The sequence below is a fragment of the Blautia sp. OM07-19 genome (assembly GCF_003481595.1).
Taxonomy (GTDB): domain Bacteria; phylum Bacillota; class Clostridia; order Lachnospirales; family Lachnospiraceae; genus Blautia_A; species Blautia_A intestinihominis.
In genome coordinates, this window is record NZ_QULA01000001.1 from 298,019 (window position 1) to 324,181 (window position 26,163).

A 26,163-nucleotide genomic window follows, 5' to 3' on the forward strand; every position below is an offset into this window, starting at 1 on the left:
GAATGTATATGGCATTTTTTAGCAGTGCAATTACAACTTTAAAAACTCTTGTAGTCGCAATCGGCGCAGGTCTTGGCGTGTGGGGTGTCGTAAACCTTCTGGAAGGATATGGAAATGACAATCCCGGCGCTAAGAGCCAGGGCATCAAACAGCTGATGGCTGGTGCCGGAATCATGCTGCTGGGAACTACCCTGATTCCACAGCTGGCAACATTGTTCTCTTAAGAGGAGTGGTAGATGAACACCATCATTGAGAGAATTACGGAAGCGATAAAGGATATCCTGATCGGGCTTATCAAGTCAAGTTTGGATAACATGTTCACGTCTGTCAATGAGCAGGTGGGAACCATAGCCGGGCAGGTGGGGCAGACACCGCAGGGATGGAATGCAGGGATTTTTAATCTGATTCAGAATATATCCCAAACGGTGATTGTCCCCATTGCGGGACTGATCATCACCTTTGTCCTGTGCTATGAATTGATCACGATGGTAACACAAAAAAACAATTTCCATGAATTTGAGACTTATAACATTTTCCTCTGGATCTTCAAAGCGTATGTAGCCATTTATCTGGTGACAAATACGTTCAATATCACGATGGCGGTCTTTGATGTTGGCCAGCATGTGGTCAACAATGCCGCCGGGGTGATATCAGGAAACACTGCGGTGGATGCAACAGAAGCAATTTCACGGATTGTGGATGCCCTGGAGGATATGGAGTTAGGGGATTTGTTCCTGCTATCCATGGAAACGATGTTAATCAGTGTTACCATGCACATTCTGTCAATTATCATTACGGTAATCTTGTACGGAAGAATGATAGAAATTTACCTTTATACTTCCATAGCACCAATTCCGTTTGCCACCATGACCAATAAGGAATGGGGTAATATCGGAAACAACTATTTAAAAGGCTTGTTCGCACTGGCATTTCAGGGATTCTTCATGATGGTTTGTGTGGGAATTTATGCAGTTTTAGTAAATGCAATGACCATATCCAGTGACCTTCATGCAGCAATGTTTTCAGTAGCGGCTTATACCGTGATTCTTGCATTTTCATTATTCAAGACCGGAAGCCTTAGCAAATCGATATTTAATGCCCACTAACGGGCAGGAAAGGAGCGCATACCATGGCGTATGTACCAGTACCAAAAGACCTTACCAAGGTCAAAACAAAAGTAGCGTTAAATCTGACAAAGCGGCAGCTGATTTTCTTTTCACTTGCCGCAGTTGTGGGAATTCCGTTTTATCTGTTCATGAGAAAACCAATTGGTTCCAGTATCGCAGCCATCCTGATGGTAACGATCATGCTTCCATTTTTCTTCATGGCAATGTATGAAAAAGACGGGCTTCCATTTGAAAAAGTGGTGGCAAATATCATTCGACAGAAGTTTATCTGTCCGGCGGTAAGACCATATAAGACAGAAAATTTTTATCAGGAGATTTCCACCCTTGTAAAAAAGGAGGGTGTGCCGGATGGCAAAAAAGACAAAGCAGGAGGCTCAGCAGGAGCGTCTGTCCCTGGCGGAAAAAAGAAACCGTCAGGAAAGAAGAAACAAAAAAAGCAGAAAAGAAAGAGAACAGGAAAAGCGTAGGAAGAAGCAGGAACGGGATCGTAGGAAACAGAAAAACATTCCTACAACTGCACAGCAGAGTATTCCGTATATTCGGATGCTGCAGGATGGTATCTGCCAGGTGACAAAGACCTTTTTCTCTAAGACAATTCAGTTTTATGACATCAACTATCAGCTTGCTTTAAATGAGGATAAGACCACGATATTTGAAAATTACTGTGATTTCTTAAATTACTTTGATTCTTCCATCAGTGTGCAGCTGTCCTTTATCAATCAGCAGGTGGATGTGGCAGAATTTGAAAAAAGTATTGATATTCCGGATCAGAACGATGACTTCAATGCCATTCGTGAAGAGTATCGTACTATGCTGAAAAATCAGCTTTCCAAAGGAAATAATGGTCTGGTGAAGACAAAGTATATTACTTTTGGAATCGAAGCAGAAAGCCTGAAGGCGGCAAGGCCAAGGCTTGAAAGAATCGAAACAGATATCTTAAATAACTTTAAGGTCCTGGGAGCACAGGCACATTCCTTGAATGGTTTGGAAAGGCTGGAGATTATGTATCATGTGTTCAACCAGGATCGGATTGAACCATTTAAGTTCCAGTATAAGATGCTTCCAGAAACAGGATTAAAGACCAAAGATTTTATTGCACCGACTTCCTTTAACTTTTCCAAGAATCAGACATTTTTGATGGGAAGAACGATGGGAAGTGTGAGTTATCTGCAGATTTTGGCACCAGAGCTTACAGACCGGATGCTTGCAGACTTCCTGGATGTGGATGACAGCATCAATGTCAATATTCATATCCAGTCCATTGACCAGAGTTCTGCGATCAAGATGATCAAGAGTAAGATTTCAGATTTGGATAAGATGAAGATTGAAGAGCAGAAGCGAGCAGTACGTTCCGGTTATGATATGGACGTGCTTCCGTCGGACCTTGTGACTTATGGAGAAGAGGCGAAAAACCTGCTGGAAGATCTGCAGTCCAGAAATGAGAGAATGTTCCTCGTGACGGTTCTGGTAATGAATACCGCAAAGAAGCGTCAGAAGCTGGATAACAATATTTTCCAGGTGCAGGGAATCGCACAGAAATATAACTGTTCCTTAAAACAGCTGGATTATCAGCAGGAAGCAGCACTCATGTCCTGTATTCCGCTGGGAGTCAATCGGATTGAAATTCAAAGAGGGCTTACCACATCTTCAACAGCGATCTTCGTGCCGTTTACGACACAGGAACTGTTTCAGGAAGGGGAGGCTCTTTATTATGGACTGAATGCATTATCCAACAACATGATTATGGTTGATCGGAAACGTCTGAAGAACCCGAATGGACTGATTCTTGGTACACCAGGTTCCGGTAAGTCCTTCTCAGCAAAGAGAGAAATTACAAACTGCTTCCTGATCACAGAAGATGATATCATCGTCTGCGATCCAGAAGCCGAATATTCGGCACTTGTGCAGGCACTGCACGGACAGGTGGTACGGGTTTCTCCGGTATCTGACCAGTATATCAATCCGATGGATCTGAACCTGAATTATTCCGAGGAAGATAATCCGCTGTCATTAAAAGCAGATTTTATTTTATCTCTGTGTGAGTTGATTGTTGGTGGAAAGAATGGACTGGAGCCAGTAGAAAAAACGATTATTGACCGTTGTGTTCGGTTAGTATATCAGGAATACCTTGCCGATCCAATACCGGAGAAGATGCCAATCCTGGAGGACTTATACAACCTTCTGAGAAAACAGGAAGAGCCAGAAGCACAGCGACTGGCCACTTCATTGGAGATCTATGTTACAGGTTCTTTGAATGTATTTAACCATCAGACGAACGTGGATATCAATAACCGTATTGTCTGCTTTGACATCAAAGAACTTGGCAAACAGCTGAAAAAGATTGGGATGCTCGTAATCCAGGATCAGGTCTGGAACAGGGTAACGATGAACCGTTCTGCCCATAAGTCCACCAGATACTATGTGGATGAGTTCCATCTTCTTTTGAAGGAAGAGCAGACTGCAGCTTATAGTGTGGAAATCTGGAAGAGATTTCGTAAATGGGGTGGTATTCCAACTGGTATCACCCAGAATATTAAGGATTTGTTGTCTTCCAGGGAGATAGAGAATATATTTGAAAATTCAGATTTTATTTATATGCTCAACCAGGCTTCCGGTGACCGGCAGATTCTTGCAAAACAGCTGAATATCTCACCAACCCAGCTGTCCTATGTAACCAACAGTAATGAGGGGGAAGGACTTCTGTTCTATGGAAATGTCATTATTCCATTCGTAGACAGATTCCCGAAGAATTCCCTCTATAAAATCATGACAACCCGCTTGGAGGAAACTTCCGAAGCAGGTTAAATCAAAGGAGAAGACAATGTTACGAGCAATTTCATATGTATTAACTTTTAGTGGCGGTGCTGTATTTGGCATCGCTTTTCTCTGTTTATTACAGGCAGGGAAAGGGTATCCGAAGAAGGAGGAGTAATCAGTGGCAGAACAGAGAATGAAAGTCAGGGATAAGAAGGTCCAGAAGATGACCAAAGATGGTCTGGTGGAAGAAAACCTGACGGATAAATCTTCTGTTCGTGTCAGTAACCGTGCCAGTGATGTGCAGATGGGAATAAAACAGGGGGAAAAAGCAGAAAACCTTGTGGATAAGTCTCCCCGCCAGTCTAAGCGGAGTGGGAAAAATATCCGTCCCTCTGTGCAAAAATCCAGGGATGCACCGGAACTGATGCGAACGGAGAACCAAAGTGAGGATTTTGGACAAAATAGAAAGCAACAAAACCGGAAAAGAATCCGTGCTGAGAACAGAAAAGAATCAAGATTTGCGGAAAAATCCGAAGCCAGCCAGTCAGGGAGACTGAAAGAAAAACGTGCGGATCTTTCAGAAAACAGAGGAGACAGCCGGAGTAAGAAGAATGGTGGAAGTAAGAAACCAAAGCAGAAACAGCGTCTGAAATTTGCTTATGAAGAGACTGGTGCTTCTGTGAAAAATGACAAAGATATGGAGAAATTGAACCAGATGGATACGGATGGAGTCAATTTCCGTCATCAGAAACAGAAGGAAAAAGCCAAAAAGTTTTCTTATGAGGAAGCAAGAAAGAAAAAGGAAGCAAAGCAGCATTCCAAGAAGGCACAGGTTTATCAGGCAAATGAAGGAGAGGGTTCTGGAAAGAAGAAATCCCGCCTGAAGTTTGGCGAAGGGGAATCTGTGAAAACAGAAAAAGCTTTTGTTGTTAAGAAAGCAGGAAGTGCAACTTCCGCAGCATTGCACCGTGAGATCAGTAAAAATGAAGACGATAATGCGGCAGTAGAAGGTGCCCATAAGTTGGAAGAAGGCTGCGAAGGTATTTACCGGCTGGAACAGAGAAGTGCCAGACGAAGGAAACAGAGGGCTTCCAGAAAGAGAAGCAGACTGGAGAGACAGGCAGAGAAACAGACACAGGCGGCAGCCCGTCAGGAGCAGAAGAAGCTAAAAAAACAGATTCAGAAGCAACAGATCAAACGGGATTATGCCAAAGCAAAGCGAAGTGAACAGACCGTAGGTACAGCTACAAAAGGTACGATTGATTATATCAAGAAGATTGGCGGCAAAGTCACCAACTTCTTTAAAGAAAACCGGAAGGTGTATATCAGTGTGGCAGTTCTGATCGGATTGATGTTTCTGATTATAACGAATGTCACGTCATGCTCTGCAGTGTTTTTACAAAATGTGATCACTTACACGGGAACCAGTTATCTGTCATCGGATCAAGCAATCCGGGAAGCGGAACTGTATTATACACAGCTGGAAGCTAATCTGCAGGAGCGGATTAACAACATGGAGTCTGAAGAACCGGGACATGAGGAATACCGATATAACATCGGACCTATTGAGCATGATCCGTTTATCCTAATCAGTTATCTGTCAGCAAAGTATGAGGAGTTTACTTTTGAACAGGTCAAGCCTGAACTGGATGCATTGTTTGCAGAGCAATATCATCTGACTACTGAAGCAGTCAATGAAACTGTGACAGAGACAGCAACAGTAAGAGTTGGAGAATCGTTGGGACAGGTTGTAACAAGCGGATATTGTAACTGTCCAATCTGTTGTGGTATTTGGAGTGGAGGACCGACTGCCAGTGGAGCATATCCAACAGCCAATCATACCTTAGCAGTAGATGCTTCCAATCCGTTTGTTCCAATGGGAACAAAGGTGGTCATGAATGGTGTCGAATATACGGTAGAAGATACCGGAGCTTTCGCAAGATACGGTGTACAGTTTGATGTCTATTATGACAGTCATGCGGCAGCATCCGCACATGGTCATAAGACCTGGGAATGCTATCTGGCAGATGATAATGGAAGCCAGGAAGTGGAAGTGACCAGGACAAGAGATGTAGATGTGCTGAATGTCACCTTAAACAGCGGAAATCTGATGTCGATCTGTCAGGACAGGCTGGGATTTTTCCAGAAAGAACTGTTCAGTGCCTATAACGATACGAAAGGTAATTTACAGATGTTTGCGACACCGGTTGATTTTAACTGGTATTCCAGTGTGACAAGTTATTATGGATATCGGATTCATCCAATTTCAGGAGCAAATCAGCTTCATAATGGTATGGATATCGGAGCGCCGGAGGGAACAAAAGTAATGGCAGGGCTGACCGGAACGGTTACAACTTCTGCTTATAACGACAGCTATGGCAATTATGTTGTGATCAAGGACAGTAAAGGCTATGAACTGCGGTATGCACATTTAAGCAGCCGGAGTGTATCTGCAGGTGTATCCGTCACGAAAGGTGATGAGATTGGTCTTGTAGGAAATACTGGAAATTCTACAGGAAGCCATCTTCATATTGAACTTCTGAAAAATGGAGAGCGCTTAAACCCGATCTTTTATCTGGAAACTGGAGAAGGGGCAGGCTTTGGCGGCAATGAATACACCAGTGAAGCGGCACAGCGTTTGTTGAACGAAGCAGCGAGATATCTAGGAACACCGTATGTGTGGGGTGGATATTCTCCAAGTGGATTTGACTGTTCTGGATTTGTAAGTTACTGCCTGACAAACTCTGGTGTAAGGAATACAGGAAGATTGACTGCACAGGGACTGTATGACATCTGCACGCCGGTATCTCAGTCAGAAGCACAGCCGGGAGATCTGATCTTTTTTACAGGCACTTATGATGCAGGAGTTCCGGTAACGCACATTGGAATCTATGTAGGCAATGGTCAGATGATCCATTGCGGTCATCCGGTGCAGTACACGTCCATCAATTCACCATACTGGCAGAGCCATTTCTATGGATTTGGACGATGGTAAGAAAAAAGGGCGGCTGCATCAGCCGTCCGGAAAGGAGAAGCGATGAAAAGTCTTGAAAAAGCAACGGCGGATTATGAGAAAGCCAAGGAAAAAATGGAAGCATCCAAAGCCAGATATGAAGCAGACTTAAAGCGGTTCAAGGCTGCGGAGATTGCAAAAACAGAAGCGGAAAATCTGGAAATTGTAAGAATTATCCGTGCAATGGATATGAGTATTCCGGAATTGGAAGCTTTCAAAAAGAGAATGAAAAATGAACTGCCCGGCAGGGTGGAAATACAGAAGGAGGAAACAAAAGCCGATGATGAATCTGGAAAAAATGAAACAGAAGAAGAGAACAATTACTAAAAGCAGGGTAAAAAAGGGCTTGCTTGCAGCAACGACATTTCTTTGCCTGACAACACCTTTGCTCCAGACACAGACTGCTTATGCAGCTGAGAATACCACACCTGCGATTACGATTGAGAAACCGGATGGCTGGAAACAGGGAGAAACAACCATTGCTGTTACGGTAGATGCCAGCCATATGCCGGAAGGTTTCTCAATAGCAAAGATGGAAGCAAAAGCAGGAAAAGATGGAAGCTGGCAGGATGTAACCGGAAGCGGAAGTATCACGATCACTGGAAATCAGACAGTGTATGTGCGTGTGACAGATGGTGAGGGAAAGGTCTATGAGCAGAATCGCTCTATTAAGTGTTATGACACGGAAAAGCCGACACTTTCTGCTTCTCTGACAGATGGTGTGCTGACGATTCAGGGGAATGATACAGTATCCGGGATTACTGCGGTAACAGTCAATGGCACCACTTATACAGACTTGAAGGATGGAATGCTGAGAGTGCAACTGACACAGAAAGATTTTACTACAAAACAGATTGAGATTACGGTAACAGACGGTGCTGGAAATACTTCTGAAAAGTATGTGTTGCAGAATCCTTACTATGAATGGGCAAAGAAGCAGGCAGAGAAACAGAAAACTTCCAGTGACAGCAATGGTGCAATGGCAACTACGACCAGTGCAGATGCAACGGGAACTGAGAAAACAACGACTTCTCCGCTTCCGCAGGATGCACAGGCTTCTGAGCCGACAGATGCAAAAGGGACCGTGGATGATCGGACAGTAACAGGTATTGAGAAACAGCTTAATAAAGAAGGCGAGACGGCAGAATCCGTTACAAAAACAGCTACGGAAGGAACAAAAGAGTTTTATACCATTTCAACAAAGAGTGGTAAGATTTTCTATCTGATTATTGATAATTCAAAATCTCAGGATAATGTGTATTTCCTTACCGAAGTCAGTGAGAAAGATCTGATGAACTTCACACTTTCTAATTCAGTGACACTTCCGGAAGTAGATACTGTTTATGCAGAACCAGAGAAAAAAGCAGAGGAAGAAAAACCGGAAACGACAGAGTCATCCGAGAAAGATAAGGTAGAGGATGACATCCAGATGCCGGAAGATAAAAGTTCATTTGGAACGTATCTTTTGATCGTACTGGTTGCAGTCGGAGCTGCGGCAGGAGGATATTACTTCAAAGTCTATAAACCAAAGCATGAATATGATGACGAGGATGAGATGGAAGAGGATGAAGATGAATCCGAAGATTCAGAGTCAGAAAAACGGGAAGTAGACGATGCAGATGAGCAGGAAGAAAGTGCAGAACCGGAAATCCTGAGAGATGAAGATTTCAATGATGATGTACTGGAAGATGAAGAAGAGGAGTAGGAGTAAATGAAATTAGTGATTGCAGAAAAGCCATCGGTTGCGATGGCACTGGCTTCGGTACTGGGAGCCAGAACAAGAAAAGATGGCTACGTGGAGGGAAACGGTTATATCGTTTCCTGGTGCATAGGACATCTAGTTGGATTATGCGATGCATCGGAATACGATGAAAAATATAAAAAATGGAGATATGAAGATCTGCCGATTGTGCCGGAATGCTGGAGACACAAGGTTTTGGATGGAACAAAGAAGCAGTACGGAATCTTGAAAAAACTGATGAGAGATTCCAATGTAGATGAAGTGATCTGTGCTACTGATGCAGGACGTGAAGGAGAGTTAATCTTTCGCCTGGTGTATGAGCAGGCAGGATGCAAAAAGCCGATGAAGCGGCTCTGGATTTCTTCCATGGAAGAACAGGCAATTAAAGATGGATTTGCGTCATTAAAAGACGGTTCGTGTTATGACAGTCTCTATCAGTCAGCACTTTGCAGGGCAAAGGCAGACTGGCTGGTGGGAATCAATGCGAGCCGTCTTTTTTCCGTTCTGTATAACCAGAATCTGAAAGTCGGAAGAGTGCAGACACCAACACTTGCCATGATCGTGGATCGAAATCAGAAGATCAAGGAATTTACCAAAGAAAAATATTATATGGCTCATATCAAGTTTGATGATATGGATGCGGTTACAGAGCATTTTCAGAAAAAAGAGGATGCAGATAAAGTGGCTGCGGACTGCCTGGAGCGGATGTGCGAAGTGGAAAAGGATGATGTGAAAGAGAAGACGGTACGCCCTCCAAAACTCTATGATCTGACCACTCTTCAGAGGGAAGCAAACAGAATGTTTGGCTATACCGCACAGCAGACATTGGATGCCGTGCAGGAGATGTATGAGCAGAAGCTTGTCACTTATCCGAGAACAGACAGCCAGTATCTGACAGATGAGATGGAAGAAAGCACAGAAACTCTGATTCAGATGTTACTTGGGAAAATGCCTTATGTTGAAGGTCTGGAATATCAGCCAGACGTGAGTAAGGTATTAAATTCAAAGAAAGTATCTGATCACCATGCGATTATCCCGACTATGGAAGTAGCCAAAGCAGATATTGGTGAACTGAAAGAACGAAACCGTAAGATTTTGTATCTGATCAGTGCCAGGGTACTGACGGCAACCGCAGATCCTTATATTTATGAGAGCCATAAATGTCAGATTACCTGTAATTATCATACGTTTTATCTCACGGCAAAGAAAACAAAGCAGGAAGGATTCAAGGCGATCGAAAATAAATGGAAACAGTTCTTTGGCGTAAAGATTGAGAAAGAAGAGCCGGAGCTGGATATCTGGGCAGGCAAGCATTACGGCCCTTGTGATTCTTTTGTATCGGAGCATTTTACACAGCCACCGAAACAATACACAGAAGATACCCTGCTTTCTGCAATGGAACGTGCAGGGAATGAAGAACTGACCGGAGATACAGAAAAGAAAGGACTTGGCACACCGGCAACAAGGGCAGCAATCATTGAAAAACTGATTCAGTCTGGCTTTGTGAAAAGGGAAAAGAAAAATCTGGTACCGACAGATGATGGCAATGTACTGATTACGGTTCTGCCGGATGAGATTAAATCTCCGAAGATGACAGCAGAGTGGGAAATGGCATTGAATCACATTGCCCAGAATACAGAGACCGCAGATGAATTTCTAAATGGGATTACAGAGCTGATGCAGGAACTGGTTGCCAGATATCAGGGTATTTCAGAAGAAAAGAAAGGGCAGTTTCAGGGAAAAGCAAAAGGAGAAGTCATTGGCAAATGTCCCCGCTGTGGAGCAGATGTCAGGGAAGGAAAAGTAAACTTTTACTGTTCTGACCGGAACTGTGCTTTTACCTTGTGGAAGAATGATAAATTCCTTGCAAGCCAGGGGAAAAAGATGGATAAGGCGGCAGCAAAGAAGTTCCTGGCTAAAGGAAAAATCCATTATAAGGATCTGGTATCCAAAAAAACAGGGCGACAGTATGAAGCAACTGTGGAAATGGTTGATCCTGGCGAGGGGAATGTGCAGTTCAATCTGATTTTCCCACAACGATAAGTAGTGTATTGCAGGCAGTCTAAGGACTGTCTGTTTTCATACAAATATTATGAAAGAGAGGACCTTAGCATGAAGAAAAAAGGTAATTTTAGGAAAGTAGTATCTGGATTGCTGGCAGGCATGACAATGCTTAGTACAGTGTTATCTCCGATGACTGCATATGCAGCGGAGATTCAGCCAGAGAAAAAACCTCCACTTTATGAGGAAGTGAAAGACCTTCTGGATGAAGATGAGGTGGTGACTGCCAAAGATTATGAAATCGAAACAGGCAGTGTATTTGATGTGAAATCAGACTACACAGGACTGGAAATCAAGGATGATAACAAGGTCAAAGTCACATTTGAGGAAGCAAAGAACAAAAAGAATGAGGATTTTACGACAGATCATGCGGACACTTACAAAGCGGTCTATTATGTGGAACCGGTAAATCAGGAGCATCCGAAGTACCAGATCAGCCGAAAACTGATTGTGCGTGAGAAAGAAACAGAAGTACAGACAGAGGCGGCAGGGAGTGAAGCAGTGACTGAATCCGAAACAGCTGGCAGTGAACAGCAGACAGAAGAAGCGGAGGATTCAGAAGCAGAATCGGAGATTACCGATATTGACGCTGATGAATTTGATGATTTGGTAGAGCAGGCACAGAATCAGGATACCTATGATGAAGAATCAGGGTTAGAGCTTCATGATGTTTTGGAACAGGCAGGAGACGAAGGTGTGGATCTTGATGCTATGGAAGAGGGAGAGATTGCAACATTTGAAGCAGTTTCGGCTTATTCAGCAAGAAGCACACAGCAGGTAACAATCGAAAAAGGACCTCTGTATAGATATGCAGATTATAATCTTGGAACCTATCTGACAGAGCCGTACTATATCAGCTACGGAAGCGTCAGAGCAACTGCGTATTGTGTACAGCCGGCAAAACCAGGACCAGGATCTGGAAATTATACAATCACAAAGATTGGAGACAATCAGGCGTTAGCAAAAGTGTGTTATTACGGTACAGACGCCGCAGGAAGTGAAAGCTTTTTTGCGAATAAACACACGGATTTTTCAGAAGGAAAAAGATTCATCATTATTCACATGGCTGCATCATATGCCAACGGAAGTAGTGATGCATTTTACGGAACAAATGCTACAGGTGAGGCTTTGGCAAAAGAACTCTATAATTATTGTGTGAATAAGCCGGAAATACCAGATGTAGCGATGTCATTTTCAAAGCCGGATGTAAAAGCTTATGTAGATGGAAATGTTCAGAGAACGGAGAACATTCAGTTCAACGCATCTTCCCAGCAGAAAATCACAATGGACTTACCAAAAGGAGTAAAGCTCCATAATGTATCTACTGGAAATGTAAGTGCGGCAGGTGCAAGCGTAACAATTGGAGGAGGAACCACGTTTTATCTTTCAGCGCCTCTGACACAGACAAAAGATGTAAGTGCTACTTTTTCTGCAAAGATGAAGGGAAGTATTACAAAAGATTATTCAGCATATAAACTGACTACGAATGCAAGTGTTCAGGACCTGGCATTTGTGTTTGGAGAAGGTGTCGCTGATGAAAAATATGTAAGCTTAAAGGTGTCCTGGATTGAACAGGCTACGATCGAAATCGTAAAGAAAGACGATACAGCGGATGTCAATCTTGCAGGTGCAGTATTCGGTGTATACAGCGATGAGGCTTGTACAAAGCTGCTCACTCAGATGCCGGCAACAGATAAGAATGGAAAATCCTCTGTTACGATTATCAAGACACGGGATACCGTTTATCTGAAAGAAATCACAGCACCACAGGGGTATGTAGTAAATGCAACGGCAACAAATGTAAAACTGGTAGCAAGTAAGACTTCATCGGTAACCGTGGAAAATAAGGAGCAGCTGGCAGAGCTTACCATTTATAAAGAAGGACAGGTTCTTACCGGAGCAGATGTCAGTGAAAATGGAACGGTATTTCAGTATGAAAACCGCAGACAGAAAAATGCAGTATATAACGTGTATGCCGGAGCTGATATTGTAACTGCTTATGGCACAAAAGTGTACAGCAAAGGTGATCTTGTAAAAGAAAATCTGACAACAGGTGAGAATGGTTCTGTCACACTGAAGAACCTGCATCTTGGAAACTATGTGGTGAAAGAAGAAAAAGCGCCGGACAATTTCTATAACGGCAGTGAAGAAAAGTCAGTGACTCTAACTTATGCTGGTCAGAATAAAGAAGTTGTATTTGCAGATGTGACTTTTAACAACGAGAGACAGAAAGCAGATGTTTCCGTAGTAAAACAGGATAAAGACACCAAGAAACCACTGAAAGGCGGTATTTTTGCTCTGTATGCATCCGATGATATCAGAAATGCAGACGGAACCGTTGTTGTGAAAAAAGGAACGCTGATTGAGAAAGCAACTACTGGTGCAGACGGAACTGCCAAATTCACAGCAGACCTGCCGATTGGATACTCCTATTCTGTAAAAGAAGATCAGGCACCGGAAGGCTATGTAAGAAATACAGAAGATGTGTATACGTTCAAGTTTTCTTACACTAATGATAAAGAAGCAACCGTATCTTTTGCCCATACTTTCAGCAATGACCGTGTGACAGCAAAGATCAATCTTTATAAAGTGGATAAAGAGACAGGAAAAGCAGTACCGCAGGGAGATGCCACATTGAAAAGTGCAGTTTATGGACTGTATGCCCGTGAAGATATCGTGCATCCGGACGGAGCAACCGGAACTATTTATAAAGCAGGAGAACAGGTAGCTTCTCTTACAACAGATGACAAAGGACAGGCTTCTGTAAATGGCTTGTATCTTGGCAAATATTATATCAAAGAGATTACACCGCCGACCGGATACCTGGCAGATACAGAAGAGCATGATCTTACGTGTAGTTATGAAGGAGATATGACAGCAGAAGTAAAAAGAGAGTGCACTTCCAGTGAGCAGGTCATCAAGCAGCCATTTCAGATCATCAAAGCAGCCAACAATGGAAAGACCGATGCAGATCTGTTATCCGGAGCGGGATTCACAGTTTATCTGAAATCTTCCCTTACAAAGAAAGCAGATGGAAGCTACGACTTTGATTCTGCAAAACCTGTAGTGAGTGGAGAAAATGGAGCAACTGAGATTTTCACAGATGAAAAAGGTTATGCCTGCAGTATTCCATTATCATTTGGAAGCTATATCGTGCGTGAGACAACAACACCGCACAATTACAAGCCAGTTGATGATTTTGAAGTGAATATCACAGAGCATCATCCAAATGAGCCACAGATCTGGCGAGTGCTTCTGGATGAAGAGTTTAAGGCAAAACTGAAAATCGTGAAAAAAGACGATGAAACAAAGAAATCCGTCCTGATTGCAGGAACAGAATTTAAGGTATATGACCTAGATAATAAAAAGTATGTGGAACAGGTAACAACTTACCCAGTGACAACAACCCATAAGTCCTATTTTACGGACAGTCAGGGGTATCTGATCATGCCGAAGAATCTGAAGATCGGACATTACCGGATTGAGGAAGTCAACGCACCGGAAGGGTACACAATCAACAAGAATTATGTAGAGATTGCAGTGGATGCAAACACAGCATACCAGATGGATTCTGAAAGCGGAGATGCCATTATTACGGTAGATTACGAGAACCATCCGGTAAAAGGAAAGCTGACGATCTATAAAAAAGGTGAGATGCTGACCGGATTCAAGAAGGATTTTGTTTATGAAGAAAGATACCTGAAGGGTGCAGAATTTAATGTCTATGCAGCTGAAAATATTTATACACCGGATTACCAGAAAGATGAAAACAGAAACAGACAGCTGATCTATGCAAAAGATGCACTGGTAACAACGGTAACGACTGGGGAAGACGGAAAAGCAGTTGCTGATAACCTGCCGCTTGGTTCTTACTATGTGGTAGAAGAGACTGCACCGGAAGGATTTGTCCTGAACCATGACAGATCAGAAGTCGCATTTGTCTATGCCAATCAGGATACACCGGTGATTGAACAAGAAGTGACTGTTGGCGATGACCGACAGAAAGTTGCGATTCAGGTAGAAAAACAGGATGCAGAAAATGGTGCAACCGTAGCAGGAGCTGTCTTTGGTATCTATAACAAAGCGGATATCAAGGCAGATGGAAAAGTAATCGTGAAAGTAGACACACTCTTACAGGAAATGACCTCTGATAATAATGGTCTTGCAGTATGTACGCTGGATCTGCCACTTGGACAGTATTATGTGAAAGAGTTAAAAGCACCGGCTGGATTTGTGTCCTCTGATGAAGTTCTGAATCTGAATGCTTCTTACCAGGGACAGGATGTGAAGACAGTAAAACTGAAAACAGTGAAAAAGAACCAGCCAACAACAGTAGAAATTACGAAATCTGATGTAACAACAGGTGTGGAACTGGATGGGGCAAAACTCACCGTTCTTGATAAAGAAGGAAATGTTGTGGATCAGTGGACTTCTGTAAAAGATCAGCCACATGTGATCAAACGACTGACAGTTGGTGAGGAATACACTCTTCGTGAGGAAATGGCACCTTATGGTTATCTGAAAGCAATGGATGTGAAGTTCACGCTGGAAGATACCGAAGAGATTCAGAAAGTAGAGATGAAAGATGAAGTACCGACAGGACTTCTGATCATCAACAAAAATGGAGAGTTTTTGGATAAAGTGACACTTCTGGACAATGTAAAAGGTACTGTGGAGCATCTCTTTGAATATGTAACTGGAAGTCTTACAGATGTAACTTTCGATGTATTTGCTGCGGAAGATATCAAAGCGGCAGATGGTGTCAGCGAAGATTATTTTAAAGCAGATGAAAAAGTGGGAACCATTACCACAGATTCTAATGGTATTGCACAGATGGGAGATCTCCCGGCTGGCAAGTACTATGTGAAGGAAGTAAAAACAGCCCATGGTTATGTGCTGGACAAAGAGCCGAGATATGTTGATCTTTCCTACCGTGATCAGGACACACCAGTTATCACTTATGATGAGAAATGGCAGAATGCCCGTCAGAAAGTAAAGGTTACGGTTCTGAAGAAAGAAAAAGATACAGAACGTGTTCTTGCAGGTGGTGTCTTCGGTCTTTATACCAGTGAAGATATCAAAAATGCAAAGGGTGAGGTACTCCTTGAGAAGGAAAGTCTGATCGAGCAGCGAGTAACGGATGAAAAAGGACAGATTACTTTTACGGCAGATCTTCCGATAGACGGAAAATACTATGTGAAAGAGATCTTTGCACCGGACGGATTTGTTACAACAGATGAAGTACAGGAGTTTACCTTTGAATATGCCGGAGAAGACCAGGCAGAAGTAAGCTACGACTTTACTTTTGAAAATCAGCCAACCACAGTGGAGTTGTCCAAAACAGACCTGACAACAGGTAAAGAACTTCCAGGTGCACACCTGAAAGTAACGGATTCAGATGGCAATACAGTAGATGAATGGACTTCTACGGAAGAATCCCATGTGATCAAAGAACTGGTTGTTGGTAAGAAATACACCATGACAGAGACAAAACCGGCAGATGGATATGTTACTGCAGAAAGTATTACCTTTACAGTAGAGAATACAGCAGAGGTTCAGAAGCATGATATGAAAGATGATGTGACAAAAGTAGAGATCAGTAAGACGGATATCACAGGAGAAACTGAGATTCCGGGTGCGAAACTGACGATTCTCGATAAGGATGATCAGGTAGTAGAGAGCTGGACTTCCACAGAGGAAGCACACTATATCGAAAAACTGCCAATCGGTAAATATACCTTACGTGAAGAGCAGGCACCGAAAGGATATCTTCTGACAGCCGATGTGACGTTTGAGGTGAAAGACACCGGAGAAATCCAGAAAGTGGCTATGAAAGATGATACTGCCAAGGGAAAAGTGATTCTCAATAAGACAGATAAATCGTCAGGAGAACCACTGAAAGGGGTAGAATTTGAACTCCGTGACAGTAAGGGAAAAGTTCTGGAAACCTTAAAGACAGATGCTGCAGGTCATGCGGAAAGTAAGCTGTATGAGATTGCCACATTTAAGAACGGCAAATATGATGCGGCGATCAAGTATTATCTGGTGGAAACAAAGACACTGGACGGATACACACTGGATCAGAGCAAGCATGAAGTGACGTTTGCCTATGCAGATGACAGTACACCGGTCGTGGAAGTCACTTTCAATCTGACAAACGAGAAACCGGAAGTTCCAGAAACACCGAACACACCGGATACACCACAGTCCCATGAAGAGACAAAGATATCAAATGCACCGAAAACAGGTGACAGCACGAATATCTGGCTGCCGATCCTACTTCTTGTAACTTCCACAGGAGGTATGGCAGGACTTTATATCAGCAGAAAAAGGAAAAGCAAATAAGGAAACCAAAATCAATGGTTATGATTGGGAGCTTCTATGTGAGGCTCCCTTTTTCATACAAAAAAATCACAGAAAGGAATAGAAAACTATGATGAAAGCAATGGAAAAAAGACAGGAAGCACGAAAAAACCAGGAGAAAACTTTAAAGAGAATGATGGCTTATCAGAAGAAAGCCGAGCAGATGATCAGCAGAAAAAGAATGAACCATCACATGATCAGAAAGGGGTAAAAGCGTATGATGAACAGAAAAGAATTTTATGAATATGTCAAAGACAATGTAAAGGAGTATCTGCCAGAGTCTTACAAGGACGCAGAAATTAAACTGCAGGAAGTAGAAAAAAACAACGGGTTGAAGTTGACAGGTATTACGATTCCAAACGGAGATCAGAGAATCGTACCGACAGTCTATCTGGATTCCCTCTACCAGGAATATATCCATGGAAAAGATGTAGACTCTTGTGTTGGCGATGTGGCTGATATGCGTATTGAGGCACAGGGAAAAGCAGAATTTTTTGATATGGGAGTTACGGATATTCTGGATTATGAAAAGATGAAGGACAAATTACAGATGAGAATTTGTGATAAGGAATGGAATACCGATCTTCTTGCAGATAAAGTAGTCACAGAACACGGAGATTTTGCAGCTTATTATGCAGTAAATCTGGAGGAAAATGGAGAAGGGATTAGCAGTATTCCGGTAACTGTTTCTCTGATGAACGAGTGGGGAGTATCTGCCGAACAGATTCAAGCGGATGCGATGGTGGCAGACCGAAAACGTGGTGTCACACTTATGGATATGAATGAGATTATCAAATCTATGATTTTTGGTGAAGAACCAGAAAACCTGCTGAATGAAAAAATGGATATGGAAGCCATGGAAAACCCAATGTTCTGTCTGACAAACAAAGCTAAGATGAATGGAGCTTCCCTGTTACTGCAGGAAGATATTCGTAAACAGATTGGGGAATGCCTGGGAAGTGATTACTTTGTCATCCCATCTTCCATTCATGAAGTGCTGATTCTTCCTGATAACGGCATTTTTCAGGTTCCGGAATTAAATGCGATGGTACAGGAAGTCAATGAGACAAAGGTGGAGAGACAGGAGCAGCTTTCCGATAAAGTTCAGTTTTGTGATGGGAAAACGGCAGTTATGGAAAATGCTGAGCGTAGGGAAGCTCGTTTGGAGAAAGAAAAAGCAGCCGAAAAAGCGGAAGTAAAAGGTGGAATCCATGGAAGACTGGAGAAAGCTAAGGCAGAAATCAAGGCAAAAGAGGGAGACAAAGTGCCAAAGAATAAGTCAAAAGAGCTTGCCACAGCATTATAAAGAGTAACAACGATGATTTTAAGGGGACTGTGCTAAGCAGTCCCTGATTTTATGAAAAGGAGTAGCGCATGGCAAATAAATTATATGCAATGGAACAGCTGACGGAAGAGGTGGCAAAAGATGTAGCTGCCAGTCCGCAGGAATGGATGCGGTTCCTAAACACTGCATCCAGACTGTACAAATACACTTTTCCAGAACAGCTTTTAATTTATGCACAGCGACCGGAAGCAACTGCCGTAGCATCCATGGAAATCTGGAATCAGAAGATGTACCGCTGGATCAAAAAGGGATCCAAAGGGATTGCCTTGATTGACAATACTTCCGGACCGAAAACGAAACTTCGGTATGTATTTGATGTGCAGGACACTTATAAAGTGCGGAATCTTGGAAAGGATCCTCAGTTATGGAATCTTCCGGTGGAAGGAGAACAGCTGGTGGCAGATTATCTGCAGGAGCAGTTATCACTGGAAGATACAGAAGGAGGACTTGCTGAAAGTCTGCATCAGGCAGCGAAGGAGAGTATGCAAGAATGGCTTCCAGATGCATTGGAAGAACTGAGACTGGACGTAACAGGGACATTTCTGGAAGAACTGGACGAACAGAATCAGGAAGTCGAATTTCGGGAACTGATGACCAATAGTGTCTGGTATGTATTACTAAACCGGTGTGGACTGGATGCACAGGAATATCTGGATGCAGAGGATTTTCGGCATATTACGGACTTTAATCAGCTGATAGTATTAGGACATCTGGGAAGTGCAGTCAATGAGATCAGCAGACCAGTCCTGATGCAGATTGGACGATATGTGCTGAATAATCTGGAAAATGACCTGAAAACGGTTGCAAAAGAAAAAGAAGTAGTCTATAATGAATTTAACACGTTAATGCGTGAAAGTAATACAGATAACACAGAAGATAGAGAAGAAAAAAAGGAGGAAACAGACTATGAGAGAGATCAGTTACAGCCAGAACGGAGAGTATCAGATTCCAGATATCAGCCTGGAAGAGACGAGAGGAACCATCGGCAAGTACGGAATGATGCGGAAAGAGTATCTGAGAAATCACAAGGTAGCCAGGTTCAACATTCTGACACTGCAGAACCGTCTGGACAGTCATCTGATGGAGATCGACAGCCAGGCAAGACAGAGAGTAGACGACCTGATGAACGAACTTCTGGAGAAAGATCCGGCACCGGACAAAATGGCAGACGGGATGGCATGGACCAGACACATGAACCAGATCAAGGCACAGGCAGAGGAGCTGGTGATTCAGGAGATTATTTACAGTTAAGTCTGTTCCCAACAGAAGAGGAACAGTTAGGAGAAATAAGGAAAGCGGCAGCTGCATTGGAACAGCCAGCCGCTTTTCTTATTTCCGATGAAGTGGTAAATGATATTCTCCGCACGGGAAGCGGACAGAAAAATACACTGTTTCATATTACAGCAAGACTGATTGAAGGTCTGGATAATGAAGAAATGCGGAGTTTTCTGAAAGATGAATATGGAACTGGTGGCAAAGGATTTACCATAGATGGTCAGAAAATCAGTATCTGGTATGACAATGATGGTATCCGTATCCGGCGAGGGGACTCTGCCAGAAGAAACTTTGACCGCATGGTTACGTGGGAAGAAGCAGCGAACAGAATTCGGGATATGTATGAGGATGGAAATTACGTGGATAATTTGATTTCCAATAATGCCATTGAACAGGAGCAGGAAGAAATGACCAATCTTCTTGCACTTCATTTTCGGGATACTTGCAGAAACTGGGAAAAGAAACAATCATATTCAGACTGGCAGGATGTAGTGAGTGGAGCATGGACAGATCAAGAGGAAGCAGATGCGATTGTCTATCGTTTTGAATGGCTGCAGAAATATATGGATGAGAATCCGGGAGATTATCACCGCTGGGAGATTCAGCATAATCCGGAATATTTCCAACGCTTTCAGGATCTTCAGAGGGAGCGTTCCTGGGTAGACCAGAAATTTACGGTCGAACGTCCGGCACTATCCTTTATCACACAGGATGAAATTGACGCAGTGTTAAGAAGAGGCGGCATTACTGCAGGAGGACGTAACCGAATCTATGAGTATTTCATGGAACATCATGATATGAAAGATGCAGCTGAGTTCCTGAAAAATGAGTATGGAACAGGTGGTTCCTCACCCGGAATACCAGGAGTAGATGCTTCCGACGCATCCCATGATGCAAAAGGATTAAAACTTGCAAAAGGGAAAATTGGCAGTCCAGAGGTAGAAGTTTTATTAAAGTGGAACAAGGTTGCAGAACGTGTTCGCCAGTTAATCCGCACAGATGATTATTTGTCACCGGAAGAAATGGAAAAGTACGAAGAACGACAGGAAGCACAAAGACTGGCAGACCTGGAAGAAGCACAGCAGATGTTAGGAGAACAGCTGGAACAGGATACTTTTACAGCGGAAGATATAACGGATCTGCGACTAGTTGACTCAGAATATATGTCCGGTACCAGAACAAAAATCTATGATTTTGCTTGCAAAGTTAAGGGAGAAGAGAATCGACTTCAATACACATTAGAATATCATGATGATGGAGAAGGTTTCACGATTCATACGGAAAAAGATGATATTTGGGAGCGAATGTCAACACAAGAATTGGAACGTCTGGATGTAAAACTTGGACAAGAAGTACTTTATTATCATTATCACAATAAAACAGTAAATGCGGATACCTTAGATAAATTACGGGAAATCAAGGAAGAAATCATGGAGGAAGAGTCTTCCTATTTTACTGCTATTTCTAAACGTGTGTGGACAGATTATGATAAAAAAGAAAAAGAACTGTCGGGAGAAGTTGAGGTATTGGAAGAAAAAGAATCATTGGAAGAGATTAACGGAATAGCAGAACTGATTCCAGCAACGAACTTCCATATCACAGATGATGAACTTGGACAGGGAACACCGAAGGAGAAATTCCGAGCCAATATTATGGCTATTCAGCTGTTAAAAAAATGTGAGGATGAGAACCGCAATGCGACACCAGAGGAACAGGAAATCTTATCCAGGTACGTCGGCTGGGGAGGTCTTGCAGATGCATTTGATGAGACAAAATCTGCATGGGAGACAGAATATTTGGAATTAAAGACCGTCCTTACACCGGAAGAATATGCTGCAGCCAGAGCTTCCACATTAAATGCTCATTATACACAGCCGATTGTGATTGAAAGTATGTATCAGGTGTTGGAGAATCTGGGATTTACAAAGGGAAATATCCTGGAGCCATCTATGGGAGTCGGGAACTTCTTTGGAAAGCTTCCAGAGAATCTAAACCAGTCCAAACTCTATGGAGTGGAACTGGACAGCATCAGTGGCAGAATTGCTAAACTTCTCTATCCAGATGCCAATATCCAGATCAAAGGCTTTGAGAAGACGGATTATCCCAATGATTTCTTTGACGTGGCAATCGGAAATGTGCCATTCGGTGCATATAAGGTCAATGACCGTCAATATGACCGCTACAATTTTATGATTCATGATTACTTTCTTGCCAAGACTATAGATCAGTTACGTCCAGGTGGTGTAGCTACGTTGATCACAACAAAGGGAACTATGGACAAGGAATCACCGGAAGTCCGGAAATATTTGGCAGAGCGTGCAGACCTGCTGGGGGCTATCCGACTGCCGAACACAGCTTTTAAGGCAAATGCAGGAACAGAAGTCAGTGCTGATATTTTGTTTTTCCAGAAGCGTGAGAGTTTCACAAAAGAGATGCCAGACTGGGTGAATTTGGAGAGTGATGCAAATGGGATTACCATTAACAAGTATTTTGTTCAGCATCCGGGATTGATTCTTGGTGAGATGAAAGAAGTGTCCGGTCCGTATGGTATGGAAACAACCTGTGCTCCAATGGAAGGAGCTGATCTGGAATTACAGTTACAAGAAGCTGTAAAACACATCAGAGGAAGCATGGTAGCGGCAGTAGATATAGAGGCAGAACTGGATGAGATGCCAGAGAGTATTCCGGCAGATCCGAATGTCCGAAATTACAGCTATACGGTGGTAGATGATCAGGTATATTACCGTGTCAATTCTTTGATGAATCAGGTGAAAATGCCTGCAGTCACTGCAGAACGTGTAAAAGGCATGGTTGCAATCCGTGATACCGTTCGTGAACTGATCGCCATGCAGATGGAAGAATTTGTCACAGACGAAGAAATTCAGAAACAGCAGAAAAAACTGAATCAGGTGTATGATACCTACACAGCAAAGTATGGAGTTATTGGAAGTAATGCTAACAAACGTGCATTTTCTGATGACTCTTCTTATTGTCTGCTGTGTTCCCTGGAAGACTTGAATGAAGATGGAACATTGAAGCGGAAAGCGGACATGTTCACCAAACGAACCATTAAAAAGGCGGTCGCTGTGACAAGTGTGGAGACAGCCACAGAAGCACTTGCTCTGTCCCTAAATGAAAAGGCTAAAGTAGATCTTCCATATATGGCACAGTTGACCGGAAAGACCGAAGAGAAAATCACAGAAGAGCTGGTTGGAGTTATCTTCAAAAATCCACTGACAGACCAGTGGGAAAGCGGAGATGAATATCTGTCTGGAAACGTCAGAGATAAATTAAATACAGCGAGAACTTTTGCAGAGAATCATCCGGAATTCACACCGAATGTGCGTGCATTGGAGGCAGTTCAGCCAAGAGATCTGGAAGCGTCGGAGATTGAAGTGCGTATTGGAGCCACCTGGATTGAACCTTCGGATTATCAGGATTTTATGGTGGAACTGCTTCATACGCCGAGGTATCCTGCACAGAAGGAAATACAGGTAAAATTCTCTGAGGTAAATGGTGAGTGGAGGATTACAGGAAAGAACGCCGACAGTCCAAGAAATGCGTTTGCTTATGCAACGTATGGAACGGAGAGAGCAAATGCCTACCGGATTCTGGAAGATACCTTGAATCTAAAAGATGTTAGAATCTATGATAAAGTCGTAAATGACAATGGGGATGAAGTGCGAGTTTTGAATAAAAAAGAAACTATGTTGGCATCACAAAAGCAGGATGCCTTGAAGGCTGCATTCCAAGATTGGATTTTTAAGGATCAGCAGAGGAGAGAAAGGCTGGTAAGCGTGTACAATGAGCGTTTCAATAGTATCCGTCCCCGTGAATATGATGGTAGTCACTTGAGTTTTCCAGGAATGAATCCGGAAATAGAGCTTCGTCCGCATCAGAAAAATGCAGTCGCACATCAGTTATACGGTGATAATGTGCTTCTGGCACATGTAGTAGGAGCTGGGAAGACTTACGAAATGGTAGCGGCGGCAATGGAGAGCAAACGTCTGGGATTATCACAAAAGAATCTCTTTGTTGTGCCAAACCATTTGACAGAGCAGTGGGGAGCGGAGTTCCTGCAGTTATATCCAGGAGCAAATATTTTGGTAGCAACCAAGAAAGACTTTGAACCGGCAAACCGAAAGAAGTTCTGTGCCAGAATCGCTATGGGAAATTACGATGCTGTTATTATTGGTCATTCCCAGTTTGAGCGTATTCCAATCTCTGATGAGAAACAGGAAGCCATGCTTCAGAGGCAGATTGATGATCTGGAAATGGCAATCCAGAGTGCAAGGTATGAACAGGATGGTGGACGTTATACCGTCAAACAGATTGAAAAGACAAGAAAAACATTGCAGACAAGGCTGGAGAAACTGAATCAGAAAGAGAAAAAAGATCAGGTAGTTACGTTTGAAGAACTGGGAGTGGATCATTTATATGTAGATGAAGCACACAGTTATAAAAACGCATTTCTTTATACAAAAATGAGAAATGTAGCCGGGATTGCACAGAATGAAGCACAGAAGTCGGCGGATATGTTTAATAAATGTCAGTATCTGGATGAGATTACCGGAGGAAAAGGCATTACCTTTGCTACGGGCACACCGATTAGCAACAGCATGACGGAATTATATGTTATGCAGAGGTATCTGCAGAACAGCAAATTACAAAATATGGGACTTGGACTGTTTGATTCCTGGGCCTCCACCTTTGGCGAGGTAGTCACGAGCATTGAGCTTGCACCAGAAGGAACAGGCTACCGTGCAAAGTCAAGATTTGCAAGATTTTATAATATTCCGGAACTGATGAATATGTTTAAGGAGATTGCAGATATCAAGACTTCCGATCAGTTAAAGCTTCCTGTGCCAGAGGCGGAATATGAAACAGTGGTGCTGAAACCAACGGAACAGCAGAAAGAAATCGTAGAAAGTCTGGGGGAACGTGCAGAAGTTGTCAGAAACGGAGGGGTAGATGCTTCGGTTGATAATATGCTGAAAATTACCAATGATGGAAGAAAATTGGCATTGGATCAGCGTTTGGTGAACGAATTATTGCCAGATAATCCAGAAAGCAAAATATCAGTCTGTGCAGAGAAAAGTTATGAGATCTGGAAAGACACGGCAGCACAGAAATCTGCACAATTGATTTTCTGTGACTTGAGCACACCGAAAGGTGATGGCAGTTTCAATGTTTATGATGACTTGAAGCAGAAACTGATAGCGAAAGGTGTACCGGAAAAAGAGATTGCTTTTATTCATGATGCAAATACAGAAGCAAAGAAGACGGAGCTGTTTGGAAAAGTGAAATCCGGGCAGGTTCGTTTTTTGATTGGCTCAACAGCAAAGATGGGTGCCGGGACCAACGTGCAGGACCGTCTGATTGCGTTGCACCATCTGGATATTGGCTGGAAACCATCTGATTTGGAACAGAGGGAAGGGCGTATTATCCGTCAGGGAAATCATAATAAAAAGGTTCATATCTTCCGGTATGTAACTGAATCCACATTTGACAGCTACATGTGGCAGTTGGTTGAGAACAAGCAGAAATTCATTTCTCAGATTATGACCAGCAAAGCACCTGTGCGAAGCTGTGAAGATGTGGACGAAGCGGCACTTTCCTATGCAGAGGTCAAAGCTCTTGCAACCGGAAATCCAGCAGTAAAAGAGAAGATGGCATTGGATGTTGATGTGGCAAAATTAAAACTTTTAAAAGCCAACCACATGAATAACCAGTACCGCCTGGAAGATGATATTGCAAGGAATTTTCCACAACAGATTGCAAAACTGACAGAAATCATTGACAGCTACAAGGCAGACATCGCTCATTACTCAGAGCATAAAATCACAGATCCAGAGCAGTTTACTATGGAGATTGGCGGCAAAGAGTTCACAGAAAAGAAAGAGGCAGGAGCAGCACTTCTGGCGGTATGTAAAGATATTAAAGCTGTAGATGCTGCGATGGATATCGGAAACTATCAGGGATTCAATATGAGGATTCAGTTTGATGGATGGAGTAAAGAATTTATTCTATCTGTCAAACATGAGGCTGTCTCGAAAGTTCATCTTGGAGCAGATGCACTTGGAAATATTACTCGTATCAACAATCTGTTGGACAGTTATCCAGAGAAGCTTTCAGAAGCACAACAAAGACTGGAAACAGTATATGAACAGCTTGCAAATGCAAAAGAAGAGGTTGGAAAGCCATTTCCAAAAGAAGAGGAGTTGAACCAGAAACTGGAGCGACTGTCAGAATTAAATGCATTGCTCAATATGGATGAACGGGAAGATGCAGAAACAGAGGTGTCTGAATCAGATGAGAAAGAAGAAAGACCGACACGTGGTTCTATCCATGAAAAACTGCAGATTTATAAAGAAAAGAGTCAGCGGGAAAGTGAAACTGGCAAGGAAAACAGAAAACGGGACTTCGGTCTGGAATAAATAAACAGGAAAGATGGCATAATTTGGTAGAAGAAGGTTCTGCC

At 42.9% G+C, this 26,163-nt stretch carries 12 protein-coding genes; all 12 read left to right on the forward strand.

The genetic code is table 11. The features are described 5' to 3' along the window. The first annotated feature begins 8 nt into the window (after positions 1-8). Positions 9-224, forward strand: a complete 216-nt coding sequence (locus DXC01_RS01290) for a Maff2 family mobile element protein (RefSeq protein ID WP_017144663.1) — start codon at positions 9-11, stop codon at positions 222-224. Between the two features lie 12 nt (positions 225-236). Beyond that, positions 237-1,106, forward strand: coding sequence for a VirB6/TrbL-like conjugal transfer protein, CD1112 family (locus DXC01_RS01295; protein ID WP_015524554.1), 870 nt, complete (start codon positions 237-239; stop codon positions 1,104-1,106). A gap of 23 nt (positions 1,107-1,129) precedes the next feature. Next, a complete protein-coding gene (locus tag DXC01_RS01300; protein WP_012744297.1) occupies positions 1,130-1,594 on the forward strand; it encodes a PrgI family protein in 465 nt (154 codons plus the stop codon). Then, on the forward strand, positions 1,476-3,932 hold the full coding sequence (locus DXC01_RS01305) for a VirB4-like conjugal transfer ATPase, CD1110 family (protein ID WP_181979982.1): 2,457 nt from the start codon (positions 1,476-1,478) through the stop codon (positions 3,930-3,932). The genes DXC01_RS01300 and DXC01_RS01305 overlap by 119 nt, the downstream gene beginning before the upstream one ends. 145 nt (positions 3,933-4,077) lie before the next feature. Continuing rightward, complete coding sequence (locus DXC01_RS01315) at positions 4,078-6,879, forward strand: CD1108 family mobile element protein (protein ID WP_117910154.1); 2,802 nt, start codon at positions 4,078-4,080, stop codon at positions 6,877-6,879. 42 nt (positions 6,880-6,921) lie between these two features. After that, positions 6,922-7,224, forward strand: coding sequence for a DUF4315 family protein (locus DXC01_RS01320; RefSeq protein WP_008688068.1), 303 nt, complete (start codon positions 6,922-6,924; stop codon positions 7,222-7,224). Further along, a complete protein-coding gene (locus DXC01_RS01325; RefSeq protein ID WP_330427617.1) occupies positions 7,178-8,602 on the forward strand; it encodes a CD1107 family mobile element protein in 1,425 nt (474 codons plus the stop codon). Before DXC01_RS01320 ends, DXC01_RS01325 begins: the two co-directional genes overlap by 47 nt. A gap of 6 nt (positions 8,603-8,608) precedes the next feature. Further along, positions 8,609-10,681 carry a DNA topoisomerase 3 gene (locus DXC01_RS01330; protein ID WP_055057309.1) on the forward strand — a complete coding sequence of 691 codons (2,073 nt, stop codon included), beginning with the start codon at positions 8,609-8,611 and terminating at the stop codon, positions 10,679-10,681. Positions 10,682-10,750: 69 nt separating this feature from the next. Beyond that, the gene (locus tag DXC01_RS01335) at positions 10,751-17,044 is read left to right on the forward strand and encodes a SpaA isopeptide-forming pilin-related protein (protein ID WP_118698054.1); all 6,294 of its coding nucleotides are present in this window, start codon (positions 10,751-10,753) and stop codon (positions 17,042-17,044) included. A gap of 88 nt (positions 17,045-17,132) precedes the next feature. After that, positions 17,133-17,273, forward strand: a complete 141-nt coding sequence (locus tag DXC01_RS20245; protein WP_166460071.1) for a hypothetical protein — start codon at positions 17,133-17,135, stop codon at positions 17,271-17,273. 6 nt (positions 17,274-17,279) lie between these two features. Beyond that, complete coding sequence (locus tag DXC01_RS01340) at positions 17,280-18,368, forward strand: DUF5688 family protein (protein WP_118018855.1); 1,089 nt, start codon at positions 17,280-17,282, stop codon at positions 18,366-18,368. A 68-nt stretch (positions 18,369-18,436) separates the two neighbouring features. Continuing rightward, positions 18,437-26,119, forward strand: coding sequence for a DEAD/DEAH box helicase family protein (locus tag DXC01_RS01345; protein WP_118698055.1), 7,683 nt, complete (start codon positions 18,437-18,439; stop codon positions 26,117-26,119). Positions 26,120-26,163: the final 44 nt, after the last annotated feature.